We start from the raw sequence: 22,129 nt of genomic DNA on the forward strand, positions 1-22,129 counted from the left end.
ACAATAGACGTAAAAAAGCCCGCAGAGCTTGTGCTGTGCGGGCTTAGTAGACTTCATTGTACTTCAAACAACTAAAAAGTGGTGGAGCTGGCGGGAGTTGAACCCGCGTCCGAAATTCCTACATCCTCGGTACTACATGCTTAGTCTGTCTTTACATTCGCCTGGCACCTGCGGACGGACACGCCACTACCAGACTAGCCTGATTCGTTTTAACGCTTCAACCCCAGGCAGGGCATCCGCGCGATCTCTTTTGGGTTTGACCTCTCTTGATCCCCGTCCTAAGAGCGGAGGCTAGGGAGAGAGGGCTCTAAGCAGGTTATTAAGCTGCTAAAGCGTAGTTTTCGTCGTTTGCGACTATTTTTTTGCGGCTTTTTACGAGGCCAACCGCCCCTCGGCATGCACCTTGGGTTTCGCAAATCCCGTCGAATCCAGAATCAGCCCCAATGTGTAAGGTAAGTATAACAGACTTGTGACACGCGTGACCAGCCCCCGTATCTTCTTATCTTCAACGATTTACCGCTCGCGCAGCGCTTCTTTCGCGCGATTAAACGGTTTGATTAAATAGTCGACAATGGTTTTTTCACCGGTTTTGATATCCACCGTGGCGATCATGCCTGGAACAATCGAAAAACGGCGTCCTGATTTATTTTGTAGATAGTCCTGGTGGGTGCGGATAAACACGCGATAGTAGAAAATTTCCGGTTTCACTTTATCCTGAATGGTGTCCGGTGAAATGGTCTCCACCACGCCGTCAAGCCCGCCGTAAATGGCGTAATCGTAAGCAGTAATTTTAACCAATGCGCGTTGGCCGGGATGAATAAAGGCGATATCACGCGGCGAAAGGCGGGTTTCAATCAGCAGACGATCGTCTACCGGCACTATCTCCATCATCTCGCCGTTAGGCGGGATCACGCCGCCAATCGTCGTGACCTGGATATTTTTAACAATGCCGCGTACCGGCGAACGCACGGTAAGGCGGGTGACGGAATCCTCGCGTCCTTTTAAAATGGCGGAGAGCATATCGACCTCAGCGTTCGCTTTCGATAACGCTTCGCGTGCCTGCACATAATATTGTGAGCGCAGATCGGTAATTTTTAAGCCTAAATCGCTTTTTTGTCGTTGCAGGCGTAGCACTTCAACATGACTGGCCGCGCCGCTTTTCTCCAGCCGCTGGGTAATGGTCAGCTCTTTATTAACCGACGCCAGCGCATCCCGTAGCTCGGCTTCGGTATCGGCCAGCTGCGCGCGGCGGCTTTTATAGAGACGCGTCTCTGCGGCAATCAGATCCGGCCAGCCGTTCAGCTCAGCGGGAAAGGCGAGAGGTAAGTCGCTGACTTCCGCAGTTAACCGTGCGCTGGAGGCGAGTGAAGCGCGATATTTTGCCGCACTTTCACCAACATTGGACGCCAGACGCGTCGGATCAAGCCGGGCGACAATCTGGTTAGCCTGAACTCTGTCGCCTTCCCGCACCGTCAACTGCGCCAGAATGCCGCCATCCAGCGACTGCAGAACCTGTTCGCGTGAACTGGGGATCACTTTCCCGTTGCCGGTGGAAACCTCATCCAGCCGGCCAAACCACGCCCAGATGCCGAGAATGAGAAATAACAGTGAGCAGATCAGAACAATACGACTCGCGCCGGAAAACGCCCGTTCACGCTGAATATCGAAATCGTCCATCGCGGCATCATGCTGATTGATTTTCATTTTTCCACTCCCGACGGTGACTTTGCATTCGATCCGCGTTAAGCGCCTGCGCTTTTGGCGCATCCATCACCAGTTGTCCTTCTTTCAGGACAATGACACGCTCAACCAGCTCCAGTATTGGTACCCGGTGCGTCGCGACGACCAGGGTACGGTTGCCAAGCCACTGATGTAACCGCTGAATAAACTCTCGCTCCGTATGCTCGTCCAGCGAGGCGCTGGGTTCGTCAAGTAGCACAATATTGGGGGAGCGCAGCAGCATTCTCGCCAGCAACAGGGACTGACGCTGCCCGCCGGACAGGCCGTTACCACCCTCCATAATGGGATGATCCAACCCTTTTGCCAGCCGCCTGACGAAGACGGCGCCGCCGCTGACTTCGAGCGCGTCAAAAATCTGTTCATCGTTGGCGTGCGGCGCGCCGAGCGTCAGGTTCTCTCGTAGGGTGCCGAAGAAAAGCCGCGCGTTCTGGCTAAGAAAGCCGATGTTGCGGCGTAAATCCGCCATATCGATGTGCGACAAGCTGAGATTATCAAGCCGGGCATCTCCCTGAATCATCTCCAGGCCACCCGCCATCGCCTGTAAAAGTGTGGATTTACCCGCACCGTTACGCCCCAGTATCGCAATCCGCTCGCCTGGCATGATCTCCAGACGCACGAGGCGCAACGGTATGCGTTGATCGTCGTTATGGTAACGAAACTGAGCGTTTTCAAAGAGGTAATGCCCGTGGAGGATGTCGCGGTGTATCAGGCTATCGTCATGCTGTGTTTCGGTGGGCAGTTGCATAATGTTGTCGAGACCCATCTTCGCCGCTTTCACCTGCTGCCAGCGCGCCAGCACGCCGCACAGGTTAGCCATTGGCGCGATCATCCGCGAGCCGAGCATCGACGCGGCGACCACGGCGCCGGTAGTCATACTGCCTTCAATGACCATCGGTGCGCCGAACATAATCACTGCGGCATACACCAGACTTTGTACCGACATCCCCCAACTGATAAGCCCTTGCGTGAGTTTGCGGGTGCGTAGACCCGACTCGCCGGTAATACGGATATAGCTATTCCACTGCTGAAGAAAGCGGTTCTCCGCCTGCATCAGTTTAATATCTTCCAGCCCCTGAACGCTTTCGACCAAGACTGCATTGCGTAGCGTCGCTTCGTGGGCGGCCTGGTTGGCGAGGACAGACAGTCTTTTTTGCAGTGCGACGCCCGGCAGGATCATCAGCAGAGCCGCCACGGGCGCTATCCATGCCAGCGGTGGGGCAATAATCGCCAGGACTATCATAAACAGGAAAAAGAAAGGCAGATCGACAATGGTCGCCAGCGTTGAAGAGGTAATCATCTCGCGGATCTGCTCCAGTTCGCGTAACTGCGAGATAAAACTGCCGGTGGAACGGGGGATAGCGCTGTTGCGCAGCCTTAACGCATGACCGAATACCCGATCGGAAATGCGCATATCGGCGCGTTTACCGAGCACGTCCATAATGTGCGTACGCGCTTCACGCAGGAGAAAACCGAACAGCACCGCTACCAGCACGCCGAAGGAGAGCACGTACAGGGTAGGATATGACTGAGCGGGGATCACTCGATCGTAAACCTGCATAGAGAACACAATCCCGGCCAGCGACAGCACGTTAATCAGAAAGGCGGCGACCATTACCGGTAAATAAGGGCGAATATCCTGCAGAACCAGCTCGCGCATCCAGTCGGGTTTAAAGCGGGAGATATAGCGATCGACGCGGCTATCCTTGAGCGCCGATAGCGGGCGTAGCGCGGCAACATAGAGGATCTCCGGCAATAACTCGCTGAGCGTCAGGCGGTTACGCTGACCCTCTTCTTCAATCACAAAAACGTCTACCGCATCTTCGCCATTAACATGCTCGATGACCAATAACTGCCTGTCCCGGAGCTCGACAACCAACGGCAATCGCCACTGACTAAATGCCGTTTTGTCTATGTCCGGCGCATGAAAGGATAAACCCGCCTGCCGCGCGAGCTGCGTTAAGGCGGTCGTTCTGCTTTTACCCCTAAACCACGGGGCGTTGGCCTGAATTGAACCGGGAGAACAGGCAACGCGATAATGACCGGCGACATAGCTGATGGCCTGCGCCCATTGGCTTAGCGCGCGCTCACTGAGTACCTCTTCTACATCGGGGGCGGCGCGGGTCATGGCTGGATCTCCACGGATTGAATGCTGCGATGATTTAACGCGAACGCCTGACGAAGCGCGCCGGTGTTATACAGACAGTTCAGTTGCAACTGATGCAACTGGCTTTCCGTTTGCAGTTCGGCAAAACGCGCCTGGTAAACTTCCTGCTCCGCATTAAGCACGTCGAGCAGCGGGCGGGAACCGAGGTCAAGGTATTGCTGCTGATACAGTTCGCGCGTGCGTTCGCTAAGCTGCTGTTGCCGACGAAGGATTTGTAACGCGCTGGCAAGACTCATTGCCTGGCTGCGCGCCTCCATCAGTTTCTGGCGGACATCAAGCCGGGTGCGCTGAATGGTCGACTGAGCCGCGTCTACCGCATGGCTGGCGGCGTTGCGTCGGGCAGTCAGCCCTCCGCCCTGATAAAGCGGCATCTCAACTTTCACCCAGGTGGAATACTGGGTTTTATCCAGCACTTCATGACTGGGATATTTATCATTAAGATAATGTTGAACGGAAGGTTCGAGCGAAATTGTCGGCGTCATTTGCGCGCTGGCATAGTCCAGATTCGCCCGCGCAACGTTGGCCTGCGCCCAGGCGGCCAGTACCGCGGGCACCAGTCGATCGTCGGGAGTTGCCGTCTCACAGCTGCGAGCAAGTTTCGCCGGGAAGTCATTATTGATGCCGTTAAGCGAATTCCAGCCCAGCCAGCGCATCAGTGAGGCTTTCGCACTGCCGAGATTGGCCTGATACTGCGCCAGTTGCGAGCGGGCGGATTCGATTCTGGCTTCGGTTTGCACTACGTCAGATAGCGACGTAGCGCCTTCATCGCTGCGCTGCCGGATAAGTTTACCGATGCTGTCCAGCGCGACGAGCTGTTCTTCCGCCGCTTCTACCATTTGCTGCCAGCTCTGCGTTTGTACAATGGCGTTGGCGGTTTCGTGCGCGACGGTATCAATACTGAGCAACACATTGGCCTGTTGCTGCGCTGCGCCTGCGGTTTCGGCGCGAACCTGGCTTGCCACTTTGCCGAAGTCATAAAGCATTTGCGATACCGACAGCACCAGCGAGGGACTATACCCGTGATCGGTGTAGGTATTGCTGTACCCATTGTTCACACCAGCGCTGACTTGCGGATAATATTTCGATTTGGCGACCTCTATTTGTTCATTCTGTGCGAGCAGTTTGCCGACGGCTTCGCGAATAGAAGGATGCCAGCTAACGGCGCGATTGACCGCGTCATTGAGCGTCAGGTTGCCCGGCGCGGCGGCGCTGAGCGGCAACTCAGCGGCGGAGCCATCCAGCGAAGGAAGCATCTGGTCCGTTGCTAATCCTTCGGATGTAATCATTGGCGGCGCTTCTGCGCCCCGGGGCTGGTGATGAAACAAAGCAAATGCCAGTACGATGGCGACAGGCGCGACTCTTCCCATAGTTTATCCCTTTTAAATATCACCGCTTGTTGCCCCGAACGTCGTGGCGTTCGGGGCTTTTTTATCAACCGCCGGTTATCAGGTGGTTGTTTTGCAAAAGATCATTTAGCGTGAGCTGCACATTCTCCAGAGTGACAAGGTCAGTGGATTTAAACGCGCTGCCGACGCCGTCGCGATCGACGGATATCACCGTATTGGCGCCGCTGGTATGAACCTGAACAAAGTTACCCAGCGTCGCCGCCTGATGATCCCAGCCGGTCAGCAGTTCGTGGATATCGATCTTGTCGCCCTGCGCGGTGGAGAAGTTTTGCCAGCGATCGGCGCCATTGCCGCCGGTCGCGTCCGCGCCGTTTAACAGGTGGTAAATCAGCGTATCGCCATAGGCGGAGCCGATGAGAACATCGTTTTGGTTGGTACTGACGATTTGCGGCGCCATATCAATGGTCAATGTGGCGCTATCCGTATGACCCATCTTGTCATCCAGTTGATAGGTAAAGACCTCTTTACTGGTGATGGACGACATCGCGACGCCATTATTCAGGGTGTAGGTGTAAGCGCCATCGAGGTTAATTTGCAATGTGCCGTAATGTCCCTGAATCGTGGCGCTGGTGGTATTCGCCGCGGCGTCCAGCGTGGCGGCGCTGCCGTTATACCCGCTAATGCTCAGGCGGGTATTCACCGTATTAAGCTGATCCATCGCCCCCGCCGCATCGCTGCCGTCAAAAATATTGCCGAGAACGGTATGCGTTCCGGACGTTTCAAAATTATCCAGATCGACGGTGGTGCCGATGACGCGTGGCGTGATCGTCGCCGCCCCGGCCAGGGTATTGGTGCCGGTAAAGTTAAGCGTGTACGTTCCGGCATCCAGCTCCAGGCCGCTCAGGTTGACGGTCACCGTCGCGCTGCCCAGCGTGATATTCGCCACCGGAACGGTTCCGTTGCGTATGACGGTCCCGTTCTCCTGAATGGCCCAGCTAATATTCAGATTGCCCAGCGTAATGAGCGTGGAGACATCAAAGACCAGTGACGCGCCTTTAAGTACGGTGCCCGTTGCAACGTCAAAGGTGCCGCTCCCGCTGCCCGATTTACCGAGTAGCCCCCAACTGGCGCTGCCGACGCTGGAGTCCAGCCAGGCAGCGGTATCCTGAAGCGTGGCGACGCTAAGGGTATCGCTGACATCATTAATCGCATCCAGCGCCCTGGCGGTTGGCGTGATATTGAGCGAGGCCGTATCGGTATCGCCGTTTGGCGCTTTGACCGTATAGATAAAGCTGTCCGGCGTTTTAATGCTGTCGGCACCGACGCCATTCTTCAGCGTGTAGGTATAGTTGCCTCTTGCGTCAATGATGAGCGAGCCATACAACCCGTTTACCTCCGTCGTGCCGGTCGCCGCAATCGCCACGCCGTTTACTTCAGTGAGGAGGGCGTCCGTAGGGGCGACATCATTGGTCAGTACGTTGCCGGTGGTGTTGGCGGTGATACTGTCAACGGCATAGGTGTGGTCCTGGGAAATCGCCAGCGTATAGCCAGTGAGGACGCTAATGCCGCTGGCGGTATTCAGCACGAACAAGTATTCGCCGCCAGGCAACGTCAGGGTCAGCGGCTGGGACTGTCCGGCTAACAGCAGGGTGTTAATCCAGCCCTTTTGCACCCGGAACTGCTCATATTGTTGAATGGCATCGTTGAAGCGATAAACGTACAGATCGAACGTGGAAACCAGTGAGACGCCGCCGACGGTTCCCTGTAACGTCATGGTTCGCGTAGCGCCTTCTTCAACGTTAAAGATGATCGGATTAGTCATATCATCAAGCAGATTCGCGTTCAGTACATTACCAAGTCCGACGCTTAATACCGTGACGCCGCTTTGTGTCGAGGGACCGTTGTTGACGTAGCTAACGTGAGTATCAAAGACCAGTGAGGCGTTATTGTCTGTCGCTATCACGCTGCCCGGTACAGGAGCGGGACCCAGATTGATAACCAGTTGCGCGGCGCTGCTACCGACGCCATTCTGGGTGATGGTGTAGGTGAAGCTCTCTTTATGTCCGTATCCTGCCGTGGGCTTAGTCAGCGTGTAGGTGTAACTGCCATCCTGATTAATGTGCAGCGTGCCGTATTGTCCCTGGATATCCACGCCGCCTGCGCCGACCTGCGTACTGACGCCGTTGGCGTTGGTGATGGCGGTGACCGTGGTGCCCGTCGGCGCGGTATCATCAGCCATGACGTTGCCGGTACTGATGGTTGGCCCGCTAATAATACCTGCGCTGGTCTGGTGTACATCGACATCCAGGCTGGTATATGACCCGGTGGCGAGCAGACTGGTGTTATAAGTGAGTACCCGGTACTGGCCTTCGCCCAGGCCGCTCAGGTTCAGAGTAACGCCGCTCCCGGTCAGGGTAAGCAAATTCGCGAAGTCGCCAACGGCGGTGTTGACGATCGTCGTCCAGGCGCCGAGGCTGGTGTCGTAGCGCTGTACCACAATCTCCTGAGTACTGAGCAGCGAAAGCACGATTCCCGTTGCGGCGGCATCAATGGTGACGTCGCCCGTACCACCTTCAGCAATGGTGAACTCAACCTGAGCGGTATCGTTACCCAAAACCGAGGCGACATTGCCAAGCGTGCCAACCAGCAGCAGGCCGTAATCCGAATAGTTTTGCGTGCTGGTGACGGCGGTCGAGGTCAGATCAAGGCTGGTGATGTTATCCCTTGCCGCCAGCGGCAGAACCGGCGCGGTAATGCCTAACGTGTCGGAGGCGTTACCCGCAGCGTCAGTGGCCGTCACGTTAATGAGTTGACCTTCAATTTGTTTTGTCGGCAAGGTGAGAGACCATGCGCCGTTGCTGCCGGCGGTGGTGGTGAGCGTCACGCCCCCCGCCAGCGTGACGGTTACGGTGCTGTTTGCCTCAGCCTGTCCGGAAAGTGAACCGCCATCGGCGCTGAGCGTACCTGACGGCGTACCGGGCGCCAGCGTATCGACAATCACCGTCGCGGCGGTGGAGACGCTGCCTGTACCGTTGGCGTTAGTCGCGGTGGCGGTGAAGGCGTGGCTGCCTTCGGTCAAATTGCCTGTCGGGGTAAAGCTCCAGTTTCCGCTGGCGTTCGCCGTGGTGGTGCCGAGCAGCGCCCCGTTGTTATAAATGCTCACCGTGGCGCCCGCCTGAGCGGTACCATTCAATGTGGGTTGTGCGTCATTAGTGACCTGACCGTTGGCGATAGCGCCGGTATAAATACCCACATCATCCACTACGTTGGTGATGATCGGTGCTTCCGGCACGCGCGTATCGGGCGCGGTAAATCCGGCGGCAATGCCAGTGTTGCCTGCTTTATCCTGGGCAAATGCCAGTAGCGGCTGACCATTGGTCTGCGCGGGCGTGAGTGTGGCGGTGAAGCTGCCTGTACCGTCGGCGGTGGCGGTTCCCAGTACCACACCAGTCTCAGAGGTAATCGTCACTGTACTGCCTGCTTCCGCGGTGCCCGTCACCCGATTACCGGTAGCATTGATGACCAGGTTGCCGGGCGCGCCGGGCGCAATGGTATCCACGATAATCGTTGTCGATGGCGAAGCGGCGCTAACGTTGCCAGCCGCATCGGCGGCGCTAACGCTATAGGCGTGACTTCCCTGGCCGAGCGCGGCGGTTGGCGTCCAGCTCCAGTTGCCGCTGGCATTGGCGTTCACGGTCGCGACCAGCGCGCCATTATCGAAGATGCTTACCGCGCTGTTGGCTTCCGCGGTACCGTTGAGCGTCGGCTGTGTGTCGTTGGTCGATTGTCCATTGCCTATGGCGCCGGTGTTGTTCGGGACATCATCAACGATGCTGGTTATAAGCGGAACCGTTGGCGCAAGGGTATCGACCACGATAGTAAAACCGCTGGTGGCCGGGCTAACGTTGCCTGCCGGGTCGGTGGCGGTCACTGTTAATGTGCGCGTGCCGTCGTTTAACCCTGTCGTCGGCGTGAAGCTCCACGCGCCGCCCGCGTTAGCCGAGGTGATGCCAAGCAGAGTGTTGCCATCATAGATACTGACCACGCTGCCCGCTTCGGCAGTGCCGTTCAGCGTGGGGCGGTTATCATTGGTTATCTGACCATTAGCGAGATTTCCTGTGACCCCGCCCGCGACGTCATCCACCACGGACGTCAGGATTGGCGTTTGCGGCGCGGTGGTATCGACCGTCAGGGTGAAAGCCGTACTGTTCGGGCTGCTGTTTCCTGCGGCATCGGTGGCGACGGCGGTGATGACGTGCGTTCCGCTTGCCAGCGTTGAGGTGGAGACGCTCCACGCGCCGTCAGATTGAGCCGTTGTCGTGCCAATGACCGTACCATTTTCATAGAGCGTGATCGTGGCGCCGGCTTCTGCGGTGCCGCTGAAGGTTGGCGTAGGATCGTTGGTATTTTGGCCGTTCGCGATCGTGCCGAGGCCTGGCGCCTGATCGTCACTGACTGATGTGATTACCGGCGTCAGCGGCGGCGTGGTATCGACGACGAAATTAACGCTGTCTGAAACGGGACTGGCGTTGCCTGCGGCATCAACGGCAATGACGGTAATTACATGGTTGCCCGTCGCCAGAGAGGCATCGGGCGTGTAGCGCCAGCTACTGCTATTGTCGGCGGGAATTTCAGCCAGCAGCGTGCCGTTATCGTAGAGACGAATAGTTGTGTTGGCTTCACGGGTGCCGCTAATGACAGGGCGCGCCTCGTCTGTGATCTGTCCTGAACTCAGATTGCCGGTAATGGGGCCCGTACCGTCGTAGACCGTATCAATAACAGGCGCGGCGGGAGCCGTGGTATCAATAGTAAACGAGCGTATTTCGGACGCGGCGCTGGTATTGCCTGCCGCATCGGTTGCTGTCGCCGTCAGGTTCCAGACGCCCGCGCCCAGCGAGGTAGACGGCGTAAAGCTCCAGCTACCGTTGGCCTGAACTTGCGCCGTGCCGACCAGCGCGCTGCCATTATAAATCGAGATGGTTGTACCCGCCTCACCGGTACCCGAAAGTGTTGGTCGGGTTTCGTTCGTCGAGCCGCCGTTGGGGACGATGCCCGTCACCGGCACCGTATTGTCTGCCACGCTGGCGATAACCGGCGCGGCGGGCGGTGTGGCGTCAATCGTCAGCACAAATCCGCTGGACACCGCGCTGCTATTACCCGCCGGATCGGTGGCGCTAAGGGTGAACGTGTGGCTACCGTTTGCAAGCGGCGTCTGTGGCGTAAAACTCCACGTGCCGTCGCTATTCACCGTCGTGGTACCGATGGACGCGGGATTACCGTCAAGATAGACATTAATCGTCGCGCCTGCCTCTCCGCGCCCGTTCAGGGTGGGCGTCGCATCGTTCGTTAGCTGCCCGCTTACCAGGTTGCCGGTAATACCGGGCTGGTCATCCACGACGGAGGTGAGAACCGGGATCGCCGGAGGCGTAATATCGACCACGATCGTCCACGGCGCGGAGACCGCGCTGGTATTGCCCGCCGGATCGGTAGAGCTAACTGTCAGATTATGGCTTCCCTCTGACAAATTGCGGGGCACCGGGAAGGTCCAGCTACCGTTTTCGCTTACCTGAGCCGTGCCAAGCGGCGTACCGTTATCAAAAATGGTGATTGTCGCGCCAGGTTCGCCAGTTCCGTTCAGTATTGGCTGCCGATCGTCGGTGGATTGCCCCGGTAACACCGGGACGGTCGGTTGATTGTTATCGTCAATCACGGACGTGATAACCGGCACATCTGGCGCCTGCGCGTCAATGTTCAGCGTAAAGCCGTCCGAAGGCTGGCCGCTATTGCCGGCGGGATCGGTCGCCACGGCGGTAAAGATATGTGCGATGCTCTCCAGCGGCGCGTTCGGGGTGAAGCGCCAGTTGCCGCTTTGATCTATCGTGGCGGAACCGATTTCTACGCCGTTATCCAGAATGCGGATGGTGGCGCCTGCTTCTCCCGTTCCGTTGAGCGTCGGGCGTGAATCATTGGTGAGCGCGCCGTTATCCAGCGTACCGGTCATGCCGGGGACATCATCCGTTGCGCTGGTAATAACCGGTTGCGCCGGCGCGCTAAGATCGACAGTGATCCCGACCGGTGCGGACAGGCCGCCCGGGCCATTCGCATTGGTTGCCTGGACGGTGAAGTAATGTGTGCTTTCGCTTAATGGCGTCGCGATCTCAAAGATCCAGTTCCCGCTGGCGTCAACGGTGGCAAAGCCTGCCGAATCGCCATCAATGAAAACTTCAACGGTAGAGCCGATATCCGTGGTGCCGCGCAGCGTCGGCGTGGTGTCGTCCGTGGCGCCGCCCGCCGCAATATTCCCCTGTACGCTCCCGACATTATCTTCAATCGCCGTGATGGCCGGGACGGCGGGCAGACCGCTGTCGGAAGCGGGAAAATTCGTAGCCGGGCCGTTATTCCCCGCGCGATCGATAGCAATTGCCGTCAGCGTACCGCCATCGGTTTGCGCCGGACTGAGCGTAACGACGAATTCACCGGTGCCATTAGCGACAGCGCTGCCGACCAGGGTGCCATCGGCATGATGAATTTCAACGGTAGCGTAAGGATCGGCAAGTCCGGCGACGCGCGTGCCATCGTCGTCCACCGTCTGGATCGTTGGCGCGGGCGGGGCGGTGATATCCACAGTAATGGTGATCGGTTGGGTTTGCGCCGTGGTATTTCCAGCATCGTCAGTCGCGCTGAAGGTTAGCGCATGGCTGGCTTCTGATAATTCGGGCGTATTGAATGTCCAGACCCCGTCGGTGACGAGCGCCGTACCGATTGCCACGCCATTGTCGTAAATCGTGACGGTGCTGCCGTTTTCGCCGCTGCCGTTGATAGTCAGCGTCCGATCGTTAGTAAAGGCGCCATCGGTTAATGGCCCGGTCACTGGCGCAACATCGTCGAGGATTTCATTGACGACGGGCGGCTGCAACGGAACGGTGTCGACGGTGAAGGTAAAGCTGTTCGATACGCCGCTGCTGTTTCCGGCGGCATCGGCGGCAATGGTGGTCAGGGTGTAGACGCCATCCGGCAACGCGCTGGTCACCGGCAGCGTCCAGGTGCCGGTCTCATCGACGGTGACTACGCCTAAAACGCTGCTGCCGTTATAGAGCGTAATAATGCTGCCGATGTCGCCAGTGCCGTGAATGACCGGTGTATTGTCGTCAGTGGTTGCGCCGCTGACAATAGTATCCTGGACTTCGCCGACGTTATCTTCGGCAAAAGTGATAACTGGATTGGCGGGCGCAGTGGTGTCTAGCGTAAAAGTGACTGAGGCGGAAGGTGGACTGATATTGCCCGCTATATCGGTTTCCGTGACGGTAATGGTATAGGTTTCTGGCGTCAGTGCCGCAGGCGTAAAGCTCCAGCTTCCGTTATCGCCTACCGTTGTGCGACCAATTTCACTGCCATTATTGTAGAGAATAATCGTGCTGCCGATCTCTCCCGTGCCGCTGAAGGTCGGCGTGGTATCGTTCGTTGCGCCATTATTGCCGATGTTGCCGATAACCGGCGCGACGTTATCGCTGATTAGCGGCGCGTCAGGCTGCGCTGGAGGCTGGGTATCAAGGGTAACGGAGAAAACGCCGGAGGTCTGGCTACTATTGCCTGCGGCATCCGTGGCGGTGGCCGTCAGGATGTTTAACCCTTCGCTCAGATTACGGGTTAGCGGATAGGTCCAGCTACCCTGTGGATTGACCTGGACGGTAGCCAGTTCTACGCCGTTATTGTACAGGGTGATGATGGCGCCGGGTTCGCCGGTGCCGCTGAGGGCCGGCATACGCTGATTGGTAATACTGCCGTTTGCCAGTAGCACCTCGCCTTCTCCGCCTGTGATGGCGGCTGACACGATCTGCGGCGCATCCGGCGCCTGGGTATCGACGCGCAGGGTAAAGCTGAGGGATTCGGGACTTTCGTTCCCCGCCGGATCGTTGGCGCGAGCGGTCAGAAGGTGGTCGCCGTCGCCCAGCGCGGCAGGCGGCGTAAACTGCCAGCGCCCGTCCGTGCCGACCAGCGCCTGACCTATGGCATTGCCGTTATCGTAAAGGATGATTGTGTCGCCTGCGGTGCCGCTACCGCTCAACCGGGGCTGGGATTCCTGGGTAATCTGATTGGTATCAATCGTATTTCCGTCGCCGTCAGCTACGCCGATAACGCCGGGGGCGGCAGGGGCCTGGGTATCAATGGTAATCGTAAAATCGGTCGAAAAAGGCGTGGTGTTGCCGTTACTGTCGCTGGCCGTCACGGTAAAGGTGTAGGTGTCGTCCGCCAGTGGCGAGGCCGTGGTGTAAGCGTAGCTCCAGACGCCGGAATTACCGACGATAATATCTGCTATCCGGGCACCATTCTGATACAGGTGTACTGTGGAACCCGGTTCACCTGTACCGTTAATCGTTGGCGTGCTGTCGTTAGTGAGCCCCAGATGCGCGACGCTACCGAGAATACCTGGCGCATCATCTGTAATGAAGGTGATTACCGGTTGCTGCGGCGATTGCGTATCGACCACCAGGTCGAATGACGCGGCCGGACTGGCATTGCCTTTAGCGTCGGTTGCGATTACTGTCAGTTGATGCGCGCCTTCACCTAAATTTTGCGACGGCGTAAACGTCCAGCCACCGTTGGGCTGTAGCGTGGCGAGTCCCAGCGAAACGCCGTTATCAAAAATTTCGACACGCGCGCCGGCCTCCGTCGTACCGCTAAGGGTAGGACGGTTGTCGTTGGTGGTTTGTCCGTTAACCAGCGGCCCGGTGAAGCTTTCAACATCGTCCAGCACCTGAGTGATAATGGGCTTATCCGGGGCGGTGATATCGGGCGCTTGCGCTGTGGTTGGCGGGCTGACGTTGTTGGCGCTGTCGGTGGCGGTGACGGTAACCTGTTCGCCGTTGGTCTGTGCGGGGACGAGGGGAAGGGTAAAATGACCTTCGCCATCTGCTTTGCCGCTGCCGAGCGGCGTGCCATCCGGCGTGGCGATCGTGATGGCGCTACCCGGTTCGGCGGTGCCGCTGATACTAGTGCCATCCTCACTAATTACCACGTTTTTTGGCATTTCCGGCGCGGTACTGTCCGGCGCGATAACCGTCGCGGCGGCGCTTTCGTTTTTCGCGACATCGGTGGCGGTAGCGATAAGCGCCTGGCCGTTAGTCTGCGCCGTATTCAGCGGAACGATAAATTGTCCGTTGCCGTTAGCGACGGCGCTGCCAAGTACGGTGTTGCTACTGTCGCGGATAGTGACCGTTGCCCCGGCTTCCGCCTGACCGCTTACGGACAGACCGTCGGTCGCCACGATAAGGCCGTCCGGTGCCGCTGGCGCAGTTTTATCCGGCGCGTTCAGCGTTTCTACCGGACCGCTATTCGTGGCTTTATCGGTAACGCTAATGCTTAATGTTTCGCCGTTAATTTTCGCCGGGCTAATACCTATTGAGAAGGTACCGTCGTCGCCTGCCGTTCCACTACCGAGCGTATTTCCCTGGCTGTCTTTGATAACCACAGTACTGCCAGCTTCCGTAGTGCCGGTAAGTCTGTCGCCGACGTCGCTAACCGCCAGGCCTTCCAGCACCGGCGGCTGCGTGTCGATATCAATGGTAAAGGAGGCGGACTGCCCGCTGGTGCCGCGATCGTTGGTCGCGGTAGCGGTAAAGACATGGTCGCCATCGGCAAGTGCCAGCGAGGGGGTAAAGCTCCATTTGCCGTCAGCGTCAGCGACAATGGGCGGAAAGGTCGGTACAGGAAAGCCATTATCGTTAATCGATATCGTACTGCCTGGTTCAGCAGTACCGCTGAGGGTTGGGCGGTTATCATCTGTGGCATCGCCATTTTTCAGCAGCCCGGTAACGGTGCCAGCGTCATCCGTCACGGTAAGGATAGTCGGCTGGGCAGGATACTGTGAGTCAGAAGCGGTAAACTCCGTGGCGGGGCCGATGTTACCAACGGCGTCCTGAATACGCGCTTCCAGACGCTCGCCGTGGGTCTGAGCCGGATTCAGCGTGATGCTGAAGTGGTTATTTTCTCCGGTAATCGTGGAGCCCAGGTAATTTCCCGCCGGGTCATAGATCGACACGGTACTACCAGCTTCAGCGGTGCCGCTAACGGTTGTGCCGTCTTTCGCGACATTATCAATGATAGCGGCGTCAGGCGGCGTGGTGTCCACAATGATAGTAGGCGTTGTCGTCACGCGGCTCGTGTTTCCGGCTTTGTCGCTTTGTTCGACGGTAAAGGTATGTTCGCCATCGCTTAACGGTGTAGTCGGGGTAAAGGTCCAGCGTCCATTTTCGTCTACGGTAGCGCTGCCGATAACGGTTGAACCCTCTTTAATCGTGATGGTATTGCCTGCCTCTCCCTGCCCGGAAAATAGCGGTTTTGCCTCGTCAGTCCGGTCATTATTCTGTAGCGGCCCGGTGAGCAAACCGGTGTTATCGGCAATCAGTTCAACGCGTGGGGCATCGGGGCTGAGTGTGTCGATAGTCAGTGTAAAGCGGGCTGATTCGCTACTTTCGCCTTTAACGTTAGTCGCAATGGCGGTGAAATGATTTTCCCCATCCGCTAGCGCGCTGGTAATGGCAAAATGCCAGTTTCCGCTGCTATCAACCGTTGTGGAGCCTATTTCCTGACCATTGGCGTAAATATGGATGACTGTGCCAGCGCTGCCGGTTCCCTCCAGCGTGGGGGTATTGTCGTTCGTAAACTGATTATTGCTCAGCGTGCCGGTGAGGGGAGCGGCATCATCGATAGCGGCGGTGATAGCTGGTGTATCGGGGAGAGGAATGTTGGGCGCATCAATGGTTGCGGATGGGCCGGTATTGCCGGCATCGTCAGTCGCGGTCACGGTAAGTTGTTCGCCGCTAATCTGTGGCGCTGTTAGATCAATACTAAATTTACCGTCGCTATCCGCTTTGCCCTCGCCAACGACGTTACCTGAAGGATCTTTGATGGTAATGGTACTGCCCGCTTCGGCCTCGCCGCTCACCGTTTTTCCGTCCGCTGAAATCAGCAACTTGCCGGGAGCGAGAGGCGGGGTAGTATCTACAGGATTACTGCTACCTGGAGTATTGCCGTTAGGGTTACTGCCGCCGGGATTGCTGTTATCAGGGGGATTACCGTCAGGATTGGTGTTATCGGGGGGCGGATTATCGCCATCCGAATGATGGTGGGAATCGCCGCCGCCGGAAGACGCGATAGCGGCAATGCCGCCAGCCGCCACCGCGCCAGCCAGTACCCACGGCCAAACGGCGCCGCCTGCTTCATGGGAAGTGCCGGAAGTGACCAGCAGCTCATTAATATCAGCGATTTGTTCAAAATGTAGCCCGGCTTGCGGATTTTCTACCCACCATAACGTGCCATCATTTTCCGCCAGTACCAGCTGGCTTGCGCCCAGATCGTTGGTAACGTAAAAGTTTTTAATCGTGATCGTTTCGCCGGAATGGAGCGTCACCACCAGATCCTGATTAATGCGCGTAAGTTGACTAATCTCTTCCCGGGCCACTGATAATTTAACAATTGACGGGGCGTTAAGAGTGACCGATGAGGATTCCACAGTGGTGGAGACGCCAGTCAATTTCGAAACCACGGCGAGTAGAGGCATAAATTAGCTCCTGATGGATTTGCTCTGTGTATTAATTAACGGGCACGACGTTCAGGGCAAAATGCGTAGACGAGCCTTCCCGTTCATCGTGAGAGATGAATTTCCGTAGCCATATTCTTTTTTATGAGCGTAGGTGAAGGTCTGGTTTTCTCGCCGAATAACTCTTTGTTTTTTGTGCCTGACTAGTGCTTTCGTATTAGATGATATAGTCAGAAAAAAATCTTTCTGCAAATTAAGATCTATTGATAAAGGTGTTAGTGCGTCTGAAATATAACGGAGTTTGTGTTAAGGAGAGGTGGGGTGGGCTAACAACGCATGATGATTTTTTATTTATCTTTATGTTTTATAATGAATTTTAATTTCTTCGTCTTTTTCTTTTTTAACATAAAAACAATACCTTTTGTGAAGGTATTCAGCATTATTAAATTTTATAAAAATCATTTGAAGTATTGTGTTATTAGGCTATAAAAATTTTTTAAACAAAGAATATATTCTTGTTGTGGTATTTATTGCTATTGATAAGCGTCAGGCACAGAGAATATATTTTCGAGGCATGCATGAGATATGAATATTGACCAGCTTCATACTGAGAAGCTGGTCACAAAAAATGTCTATTATCGGCCTGCATTTTTCATAATGCGTGCTTTATCCAGTTGCCACTCACGTTCTTTAAGATCGGAACGTTTATCATGTTGTTTTTTACCTTTCGCCACGCCGATCTTCACTTTGCACCAGGCATTTTTCCAGTACAGAGAAAGCGCGACGACAGTATAACCTTCACGATTAATACGGCCATACAGCGAATCAAGCTCACGCTGATTTAACAACAGTTTGCGGGTTCGGGTTGGGTCGCATACGACATGTGTCGAGGCGACCGCCATCGGCGTAAAGTTTGCGCCAAACAGCCAGGCCTCGCCATCTTTGAGGATAACGTAACTGTCGCCGATATTGGCTTTTCCTGCGCGCAGAGATTTTACTTCCCAGCCTTGCAGGGCGAGACCAGCCTCGAACTCTTCTTCGATAAAGTATTCGTGCCGGGCGCGCTTATTCAGCGCGATGGTGGCTGAGCCCGGTTTATGTGCTTTTTTCTTCGTCATAAGTGTCGTGAATTCATAGGTAATCTGATATCGAAAACACCCCATTACGTCCTGATGAGGTGCAAAAATCTATCTTAGCATGAGTTGGGCTATGCACGCACAATTAAGGCATGACGGTTGGGGACAGCATTTTTTTTACTCGCTGATAAGTGGTATTATTTACACGATTTATGTTGATGGGAATTGCTATGCCTCAGATTAGTCGGACTGCTTTAGTCCCCTACAGTGCGGAACAGATGTATCAGTTAGTGAATGACGTGCAATCGTATCCCCAGTTTTTGCCTGGGTGTGTTGGTAGTCGCGTCCTGGAGTCATCGCCAGCACAGATGACGGCGGCTGTTGACGTGTCGAAGGCGGGTATCAGCAAGACGTTTACGACGCGTAATCAGCTAACGCGTAACCAGAGCATTCTGATGCATCTGGTGGATGGCCCCTTTAAAAAGCTGATCGGCGGCTGGAAATTTACCCCGCTCAGCCCCGAGGCGTGCCGTATTGAGTTTCAGCTTGATTTTGAGTTTACCAATAAACTCATTGAGCTGGCGTTTGGTCGTGTATTCAAAGAGTTAGCGTCCAACATGGTGCAGGCGTTTACGGTTCGCGCCAAAGAGGTTTACCGTGCCGGATAAACTTGTGGTTGAAGTGGCTTATGCGCTGCCGGAAAAGCAGTATTTGCAGCGCGTAACGCTGGAGGAGGGCGCGACGGTCGAAGAGGCGATTCGCGCTTCCGGCTTGCTGGAATTGCGCACAGATATCGATCTGGCGAAAAATAAAGTGGGCATCTATAGTCGTCCGGTAAAACTCACCGATACGGTGCAGGATGGCGATCGGGTTGAAATTTACCGTCCCTTAATCGCCGATCCAAAAGCATTACGCCGCCAGCGCGCCGAAAAATCGGCTGGCAGATAATTAACCTTGCCGGATAACGGTGTGAAAGCCGTACCACACCTGAAGCACAGGTGTGCCTGTAAGCCAGATGAACGTAGCGCCATCAGGCAAATTCGTACCAAATGGCGGGGGAGAGGTTTGCAGGCCTGATGAACGTAACCTCATCAGGCGGTATCACAAAATTACTTCGTCAACGCCGGTTTGTTATCAATATTGGTTAACACGCCGCTGCTGTTAAAGGTGAGCGTCAGAGTCTGCTGCGTCACGTTCTCATGTCCTGGCTGCTGGCGGAAGACATAAAACCAGGTGTTCGTACCAAAAGGATCGGTCATCATCGGCGTGCCTAAAGCATACGCAACCTGTTGTTGCGTCATACCAACACGCACTTTGGCGACATCCGTAGGTGTAAGATAGTTCCCCTGATTGATGTCAGGTCGGTAAACCACTCGCTCCAGAGTGGAACAGCCTGCGGTCAACATCAGGAGTACTGCTGCGGCAGCAGTCAGCGTTTTACAGCGCATAGTGATTGGGTTCCTTTTCGGGCCTGAGCAGTACGTGGCTCATATTAATATGCCGATGATAATAGACCTTTCATCACTTTAAAACCTTTTGCTGTCGGGTCTTACGGCGTTTTTGTTGTGAACTCAGACCTTCGGGAGGTAAAAAAGTTTACGCCGCCAGCAGTTCTTTTGCGTTTGCCAGCGTATTACGCGTAACTTCACTTCCTCCCAACAGGCGGGCCAGTTCCTGTAAACGCGCACGTTTATCCAAAGGTTGCATATGTGTTTCGGTCATTGCCCCGTCTGTTTCTTTACTGACAAAGAAGTGCTGGTGACCGCACCCGGCTACCTGTGGCAGGTGAGTGACGCACATCACCTGAGTGGATTCGCCAAGCTGACGCAGGAGTTTACCGACCACGGCGGCGGTTGGGCCGCTGATGCCAACATCGACCTCGTCAAAAATCAGCGCCGGCGTTTCCATTTTGCGCGCGGTAATCACCTGAATAGCCAACGCAATGCGCGACAGTTCACCGCCAGACGCGACTTTAGCGATAGGTTGCAGCGGCTGACCTGGGTTTGTCGTCACTTTAAACTCCACGCGATCGGCGCCGTCGTTGCTCAGATGATGCTCATCAAATTTCACGTCGATAGTAAACAGACCGTGCGGCATTGAAAGTAAATGCATACTTTCAGTGATCAACTGCCCCAGCTCCTGGGCGTAAAACTGACGCTGTTGATGCAGCGCTTGCGCCGTTTCCAGCGCTTGTTGGTGATGCTTATTAACCGCCAGCGTCAGCGTTTCCAGCGAATCGGCCTGATCGTCGAGCTGCTGCTGTTCTTCGAGCAGTGACTGATAAAGCTGCGGCAACGCTTCCGGGCTGACGTGATGTTTTCGCGCCAGCGAAATTTGTTTAGCGATGCGCTGTTCAAGCTCAAACAGGCGATTGGGGTCTAAATCCAGACGCTCGCAATAGTGGCGTAATTCATCGCTGGCTTCGGTGAGTTGAATAGTGGCTTCTTCCAGCATATCCAGGATGCCGGAAAGCTTGCTGTCCATACCCACCAGCTCGCTAACCAGTTGTTTTGCGCTATATAACTGGCTTTGCAGGTTAACGTCTTCGCCGTCCGCGAGTAGCGCCAGAGCGTTCTGGCTGGTCGTAAGCAACTGCCCGCTGTTGGCCAGCCGTTTGTACTCTTCGTCAATTTGCTCGAATTCGCCGGCCTGCGGATTAAAGTCGTTCAACTCTTTTAACTGATATTGCAGCAGTTCCGCGCGCGCGGCGCGTTCCTGGCTTTGTTGCTGGTGATGGGCGAGATCGCGGCAGCTTTGATGCCATAATTGGTAGCGGGCAGCCATCTGCTGCGCTAAAGCGGCTTCGTTGGCATAGCTATCCAGCAGCGATTTTTGCTGTTCGGGTTTGGTAAGCTGCTGGTGCGCATGTTGACCATGAATTTGAATCAGCAACTGACCGAGCTCGCGTAATTGAGACAGGGGCACAGCGGTGCCGTTAATAAAGCCCCGTGAGCGGCCATCGCTGCTGATAACGCGGCGAAGTAAGCATTCGCGACCTTCTTCAAGCTGGTTTTCTTCCAGCCAGCGCAATGCCGCAGGCGTGTCTTTCAGCGCAAAGCGGGCACACAAATCGGCGCGGGTCGCTCCGGTACGGACCATATCGGCCTCAGCGCGACCGCCCAGACACAGACCCAGGGCATCAATCGCAATAGATTTACCCGCGCCGGTTTCACCAGTAATGACGGTCATTCCGCTCTGAAAATCGATCTCAAGCTCACGAACGATAGCAAAATTGCTGATGGTCAGTTGCGCCAACATAGCTGTTTTCCTGTATGAAAAACCATGACTGTAATTAAATACAGTATAAACTGGTTTTTTATACAGTAAAGAGGCTAACGTAAAATTAGAATAATTTTTTTGACCAACCGAGTTTTGTGCTTAATGTATTGAAATAGCTATAGTCTTTGGGATGTATCAGGTTGAGGTGGTAGTCGCAGCGGCGAATCAGCACATCTTCTCCTTCCTGAATAGGCAGCGCTATCTGGCTGTCGCAGCTAATTTCCAGATCGCTACGGCGATGCGAAAAACGCAGACGAATCGTGCTACTGCTGTTAATGACTAACGGGCGCGCCGACAAGGTATGCGGGAACATCGGCACCAGGGTGATTGCATCCAGTGAAGGGGTCAGAATAGGGCCGCCTGCGGAGAGCGAATAGGCGGTGGAGCCTGTCGGCGTAGAAATGATCAGACCATCAGATCGCTGTGAAAAACCGAAGGTTTCATCAATATAAACCTCGAATTCGATCATATGCGCCACTTTTCCCGGATGCAGCACCACTTCATTAATGGCTGTGCTGATACGCTTCTGGCGGTCCTGTTGGCAGACCTGCGCTTCCAGCAGAAAACGTTTTTCGGAGATATAGCGCCCTTCCAGCACATCAGATAATTGTTGCAGGGCGTTGTCCGGATCGAGATCGGTCAGGAAGCCAAGATTACCGCGGTTAATGCCAATCACATTGATGTCATAACGCGCCAGCGTACGCGCTGCGCCAAGCATATTGCCGTCGCCGCCCACGACTACCGCCAGATCCGCCTGTTGACCAATTTCCGCCAGCGTGCCGGTTGGCACATTTTTTAGCTGTAATTCGTGGGCGATTTGTTGCTCCACAATGACCTCATAACCCTGATCGCATAGCCAACGGTAGAGCATTTCATGTGTCGTGAGTGCGGTGGGATGACGCGGATGCCCCACAATGCCGATACACTTGAAATGATTATTCATTTTTCTGAGGTCCTTGTAGCGAAGATTGATGACAATGTGAGT

The 22,129-nt window shown here is 55.5% G+C and carries 10 protein-coding genes and 1 other RNA gene; 2 read left to right on the top strand and 9 right to left on the bottom strand.

Annotated elements, in window-relative coordinates:
- Positions 1–79: 79 nt before the first annotated feature.
- From ssrA to smpB, 6 genes are all read right to left on the bottom strand, one after another.
- Positions 80–442: a transfer-messenger RNA gene (gene ssrA, locus LDB27_RS05420) on the bottom strand.
- Between the two features lie 71 nt (positions 443–513).
- Entirely contained in the window at positions 514–1,677 is a 1,164-nt protein-coding gene (locus LDB27_RS05425; RefSeq protein WP_072101562.1) for an HlyD family type I secretion periplasmic adaptor subunit, read from the bottom strand.
- Between the two features lie 7 nt (positions 1,678–1,684).
- Positions 1,685–3,865 (bottom strand): type I secretion system permease/ATPase, encoded by a 2,181-nt coding sequence (locus LDB27_RS05430; RefSeq protein WP_000196158.1) that lies wholly within the window; start codon positions 3,863–3,865, stop codon positions 1,685–1,687.
- Complete coding sequence (locus LDB27_RS05435; RefSeq protein ID WP_225519926.1) at positions 3,862–5,271, bottom strand: TolC family outer membrane protein; 1,410 nt, start codon at positions 5,269–5,271, stop codon at positions 3,862–3,864. Before LDB27_RS05435 ends, LDB27_RS05430 begins: the two co-directional genes overlap by 4 nt.
- A gap of 64 nt (positions 5,272–5,335) precedes the next feature.
- Positions 5,336–16,810, bottom strand: coding sequence for a biofilm-associated protein BapA (gene bapA / locus LDB27_RS05440; RefSeq protein ID WP_001128841.1), 11,475 nt, complete (start codon positions 16,808–16,810; stop codon positions 5,336–5,338).
- A 614-nt stretch (positions 16,811–17,424) separates the two neighbouring features.
- Positions 17,425–17,907 (bottom strand): SsrA-binding protein SmpB, encoded by a 483-nt coding sequence (smpB, locus tag LDB27_RS05445; protein ID WP_001518569.1) that lies wholly within the window; start codon positions 17,905–17,907, stop codon positions 17,425–17,427.
- 188 nt (positions 17,908–18,095) lie between these two features.
- On the opposite strand from smpB, the gene LDB27_RS05450 reads away from it, so the two are divergent.
- Both LDB27_RS05450 and LDB27_RS05455 read left to right on the top strand, forming a co-directional pair.
- A complete protein-coding gene (locus tag LDB27_RS05450; RefSeq protein ID WP_001543334.1) occupies positions 18,096–18,533 on the top strand; it encodes a type II toxin-antitoxin system RatA family toxin in 438 nt (145 codons plus the stop codon).
- Positions 18,523–18,813, top strand: a complete 291-nt coding sequence (locus LDB27_RS05455) for an RnfH family protein (protein ID WP_001112990.1) — start codon at positions 18,523–18,525, stop codon at positions 18,811–18,813. The genes LDB27_RS05450 and LDB27_RS05455 overlap by 11 nt, the downstream gene beginning before the upstream one ends.
- A 161-nt stretch (positions 18,814–18,974) precedes the next feature.
- On the opposite strand, the gene bamE is transcribed toward LDB27_RS05455, so the two are convergent.
- From bamE to nadK, 3 genes are all read right to left on the bottom strand, one after another.
- On the bottom strand, positions 18,975–19,313 hold the full coding sequence (gene bamE, locus LDB27_RS05460; protein WP_001203445.1) for an outer membrane protein assembly factor BamE: 339 nt from the start codon (positions 19,311–19,313) through the stop codon (positions 18,975–18,977).
- Positions 19,314–19,461: 148 nt separating this feature from the next.
- Positions 19,462–21,123 carry a DNA repair protein RecN gene (gene recN / locus LDB27_RS05465; RefSeq protein ID WP_000880965.1) on the bottom strand — a complete coding sequence of 554 codons (1,662 nt, stop codon included), beginning with the start codon at positions 21,121–21,123 and terminating at the stop codon, positions 19,462–19,464.
- An 85-nt stretch (positions 21,124–21,208) separates the two neighbouring features.
- Positions 21,209–22,087, bottom strand: coding sequence for an NAD(+) kinase (gene nadK, locus LDB27_RS05470; RefSeq protein WP_001059159.1), 879 nt, complete (start codon positions 22,085–22,087; stop codon positions 21,209–21,211).
- Between the last annotated feature and the right edge of the window lie 42 nt (positions 22,088–22,129).

This window comes from Salmonella sp. JXY0409-18, from assembly GCF_020268625.1.
GTDB lineage: Bacteria > Pseudomonadota > Gammaproteobacteria > Enterobacterales > Enterobacteriaceae > Salmonella > Salmonella enterica.

Bases quoted from the DNA above. Each gene is read 5' to 3' on its own strand.
- LDB27_RS05425 (WP_072101562.1), bottom strand. From the start codon at position 1,677: ATGGACGATTTCGATATTCAGCGTGAACGGGCGTTTTCCGGCGCGAGT.
- LDB27_RS05430 (WP_000196158.1), bottom strand. From the start codon at position 3,865: ATGACCCGCGCCGCCCCCGATGTAGAAGAGGTACTCAGTGAGCGCGCG.
- LDB27_RS05435 (WP_225519926.1), bottom strand. From the start codon at position 5,271: ATGGGAAGAGTCGCGCCTGTCGCCATCGTACTGGCATTTGCTTTGTTT.
- bapA (WP_001128841.1), bottom strand. From the start codon at position 16,810: ATGCCTCTACTCGCCGTGGTTTCGAAATTGACTGGCGTCTCCACCACT.
- smpB (WP_001518569.1), bottom strand. From the start codon at position 17,907: ATGACGAAGAAAAAAGCACATAAACCGGGCTCAGCCACCATCGCGCTG.
- LDB27_RS05450 (WP_001543334.1), top strand. From the start codon at position 18,096: ATGCCTCAGATTAGTCGGACTGCTTTAGTCCCCTACAGTGCGGAACAG.
- bamE (WP_001203445.1), bottom strand. From the start codon at position 19,313: ATGCGCTGTAAAACGCTGACTGCTGCCGCAGCAGTACTCCTGATGTTG.
- recN (WP_000880965.1), bottom strand. From the start codon at position 21,123: ATGTTGGCGCAACTGACCATCAGCAATTTTGCTATCGTTCGTGAGCTT.
- nadK (WP_001059159.1), bottom strand. From the start codon at position 22,087: ATGAATAATCATTTCAAGTGTATCGGCATTGTGGGGCATCCGCGTCAT.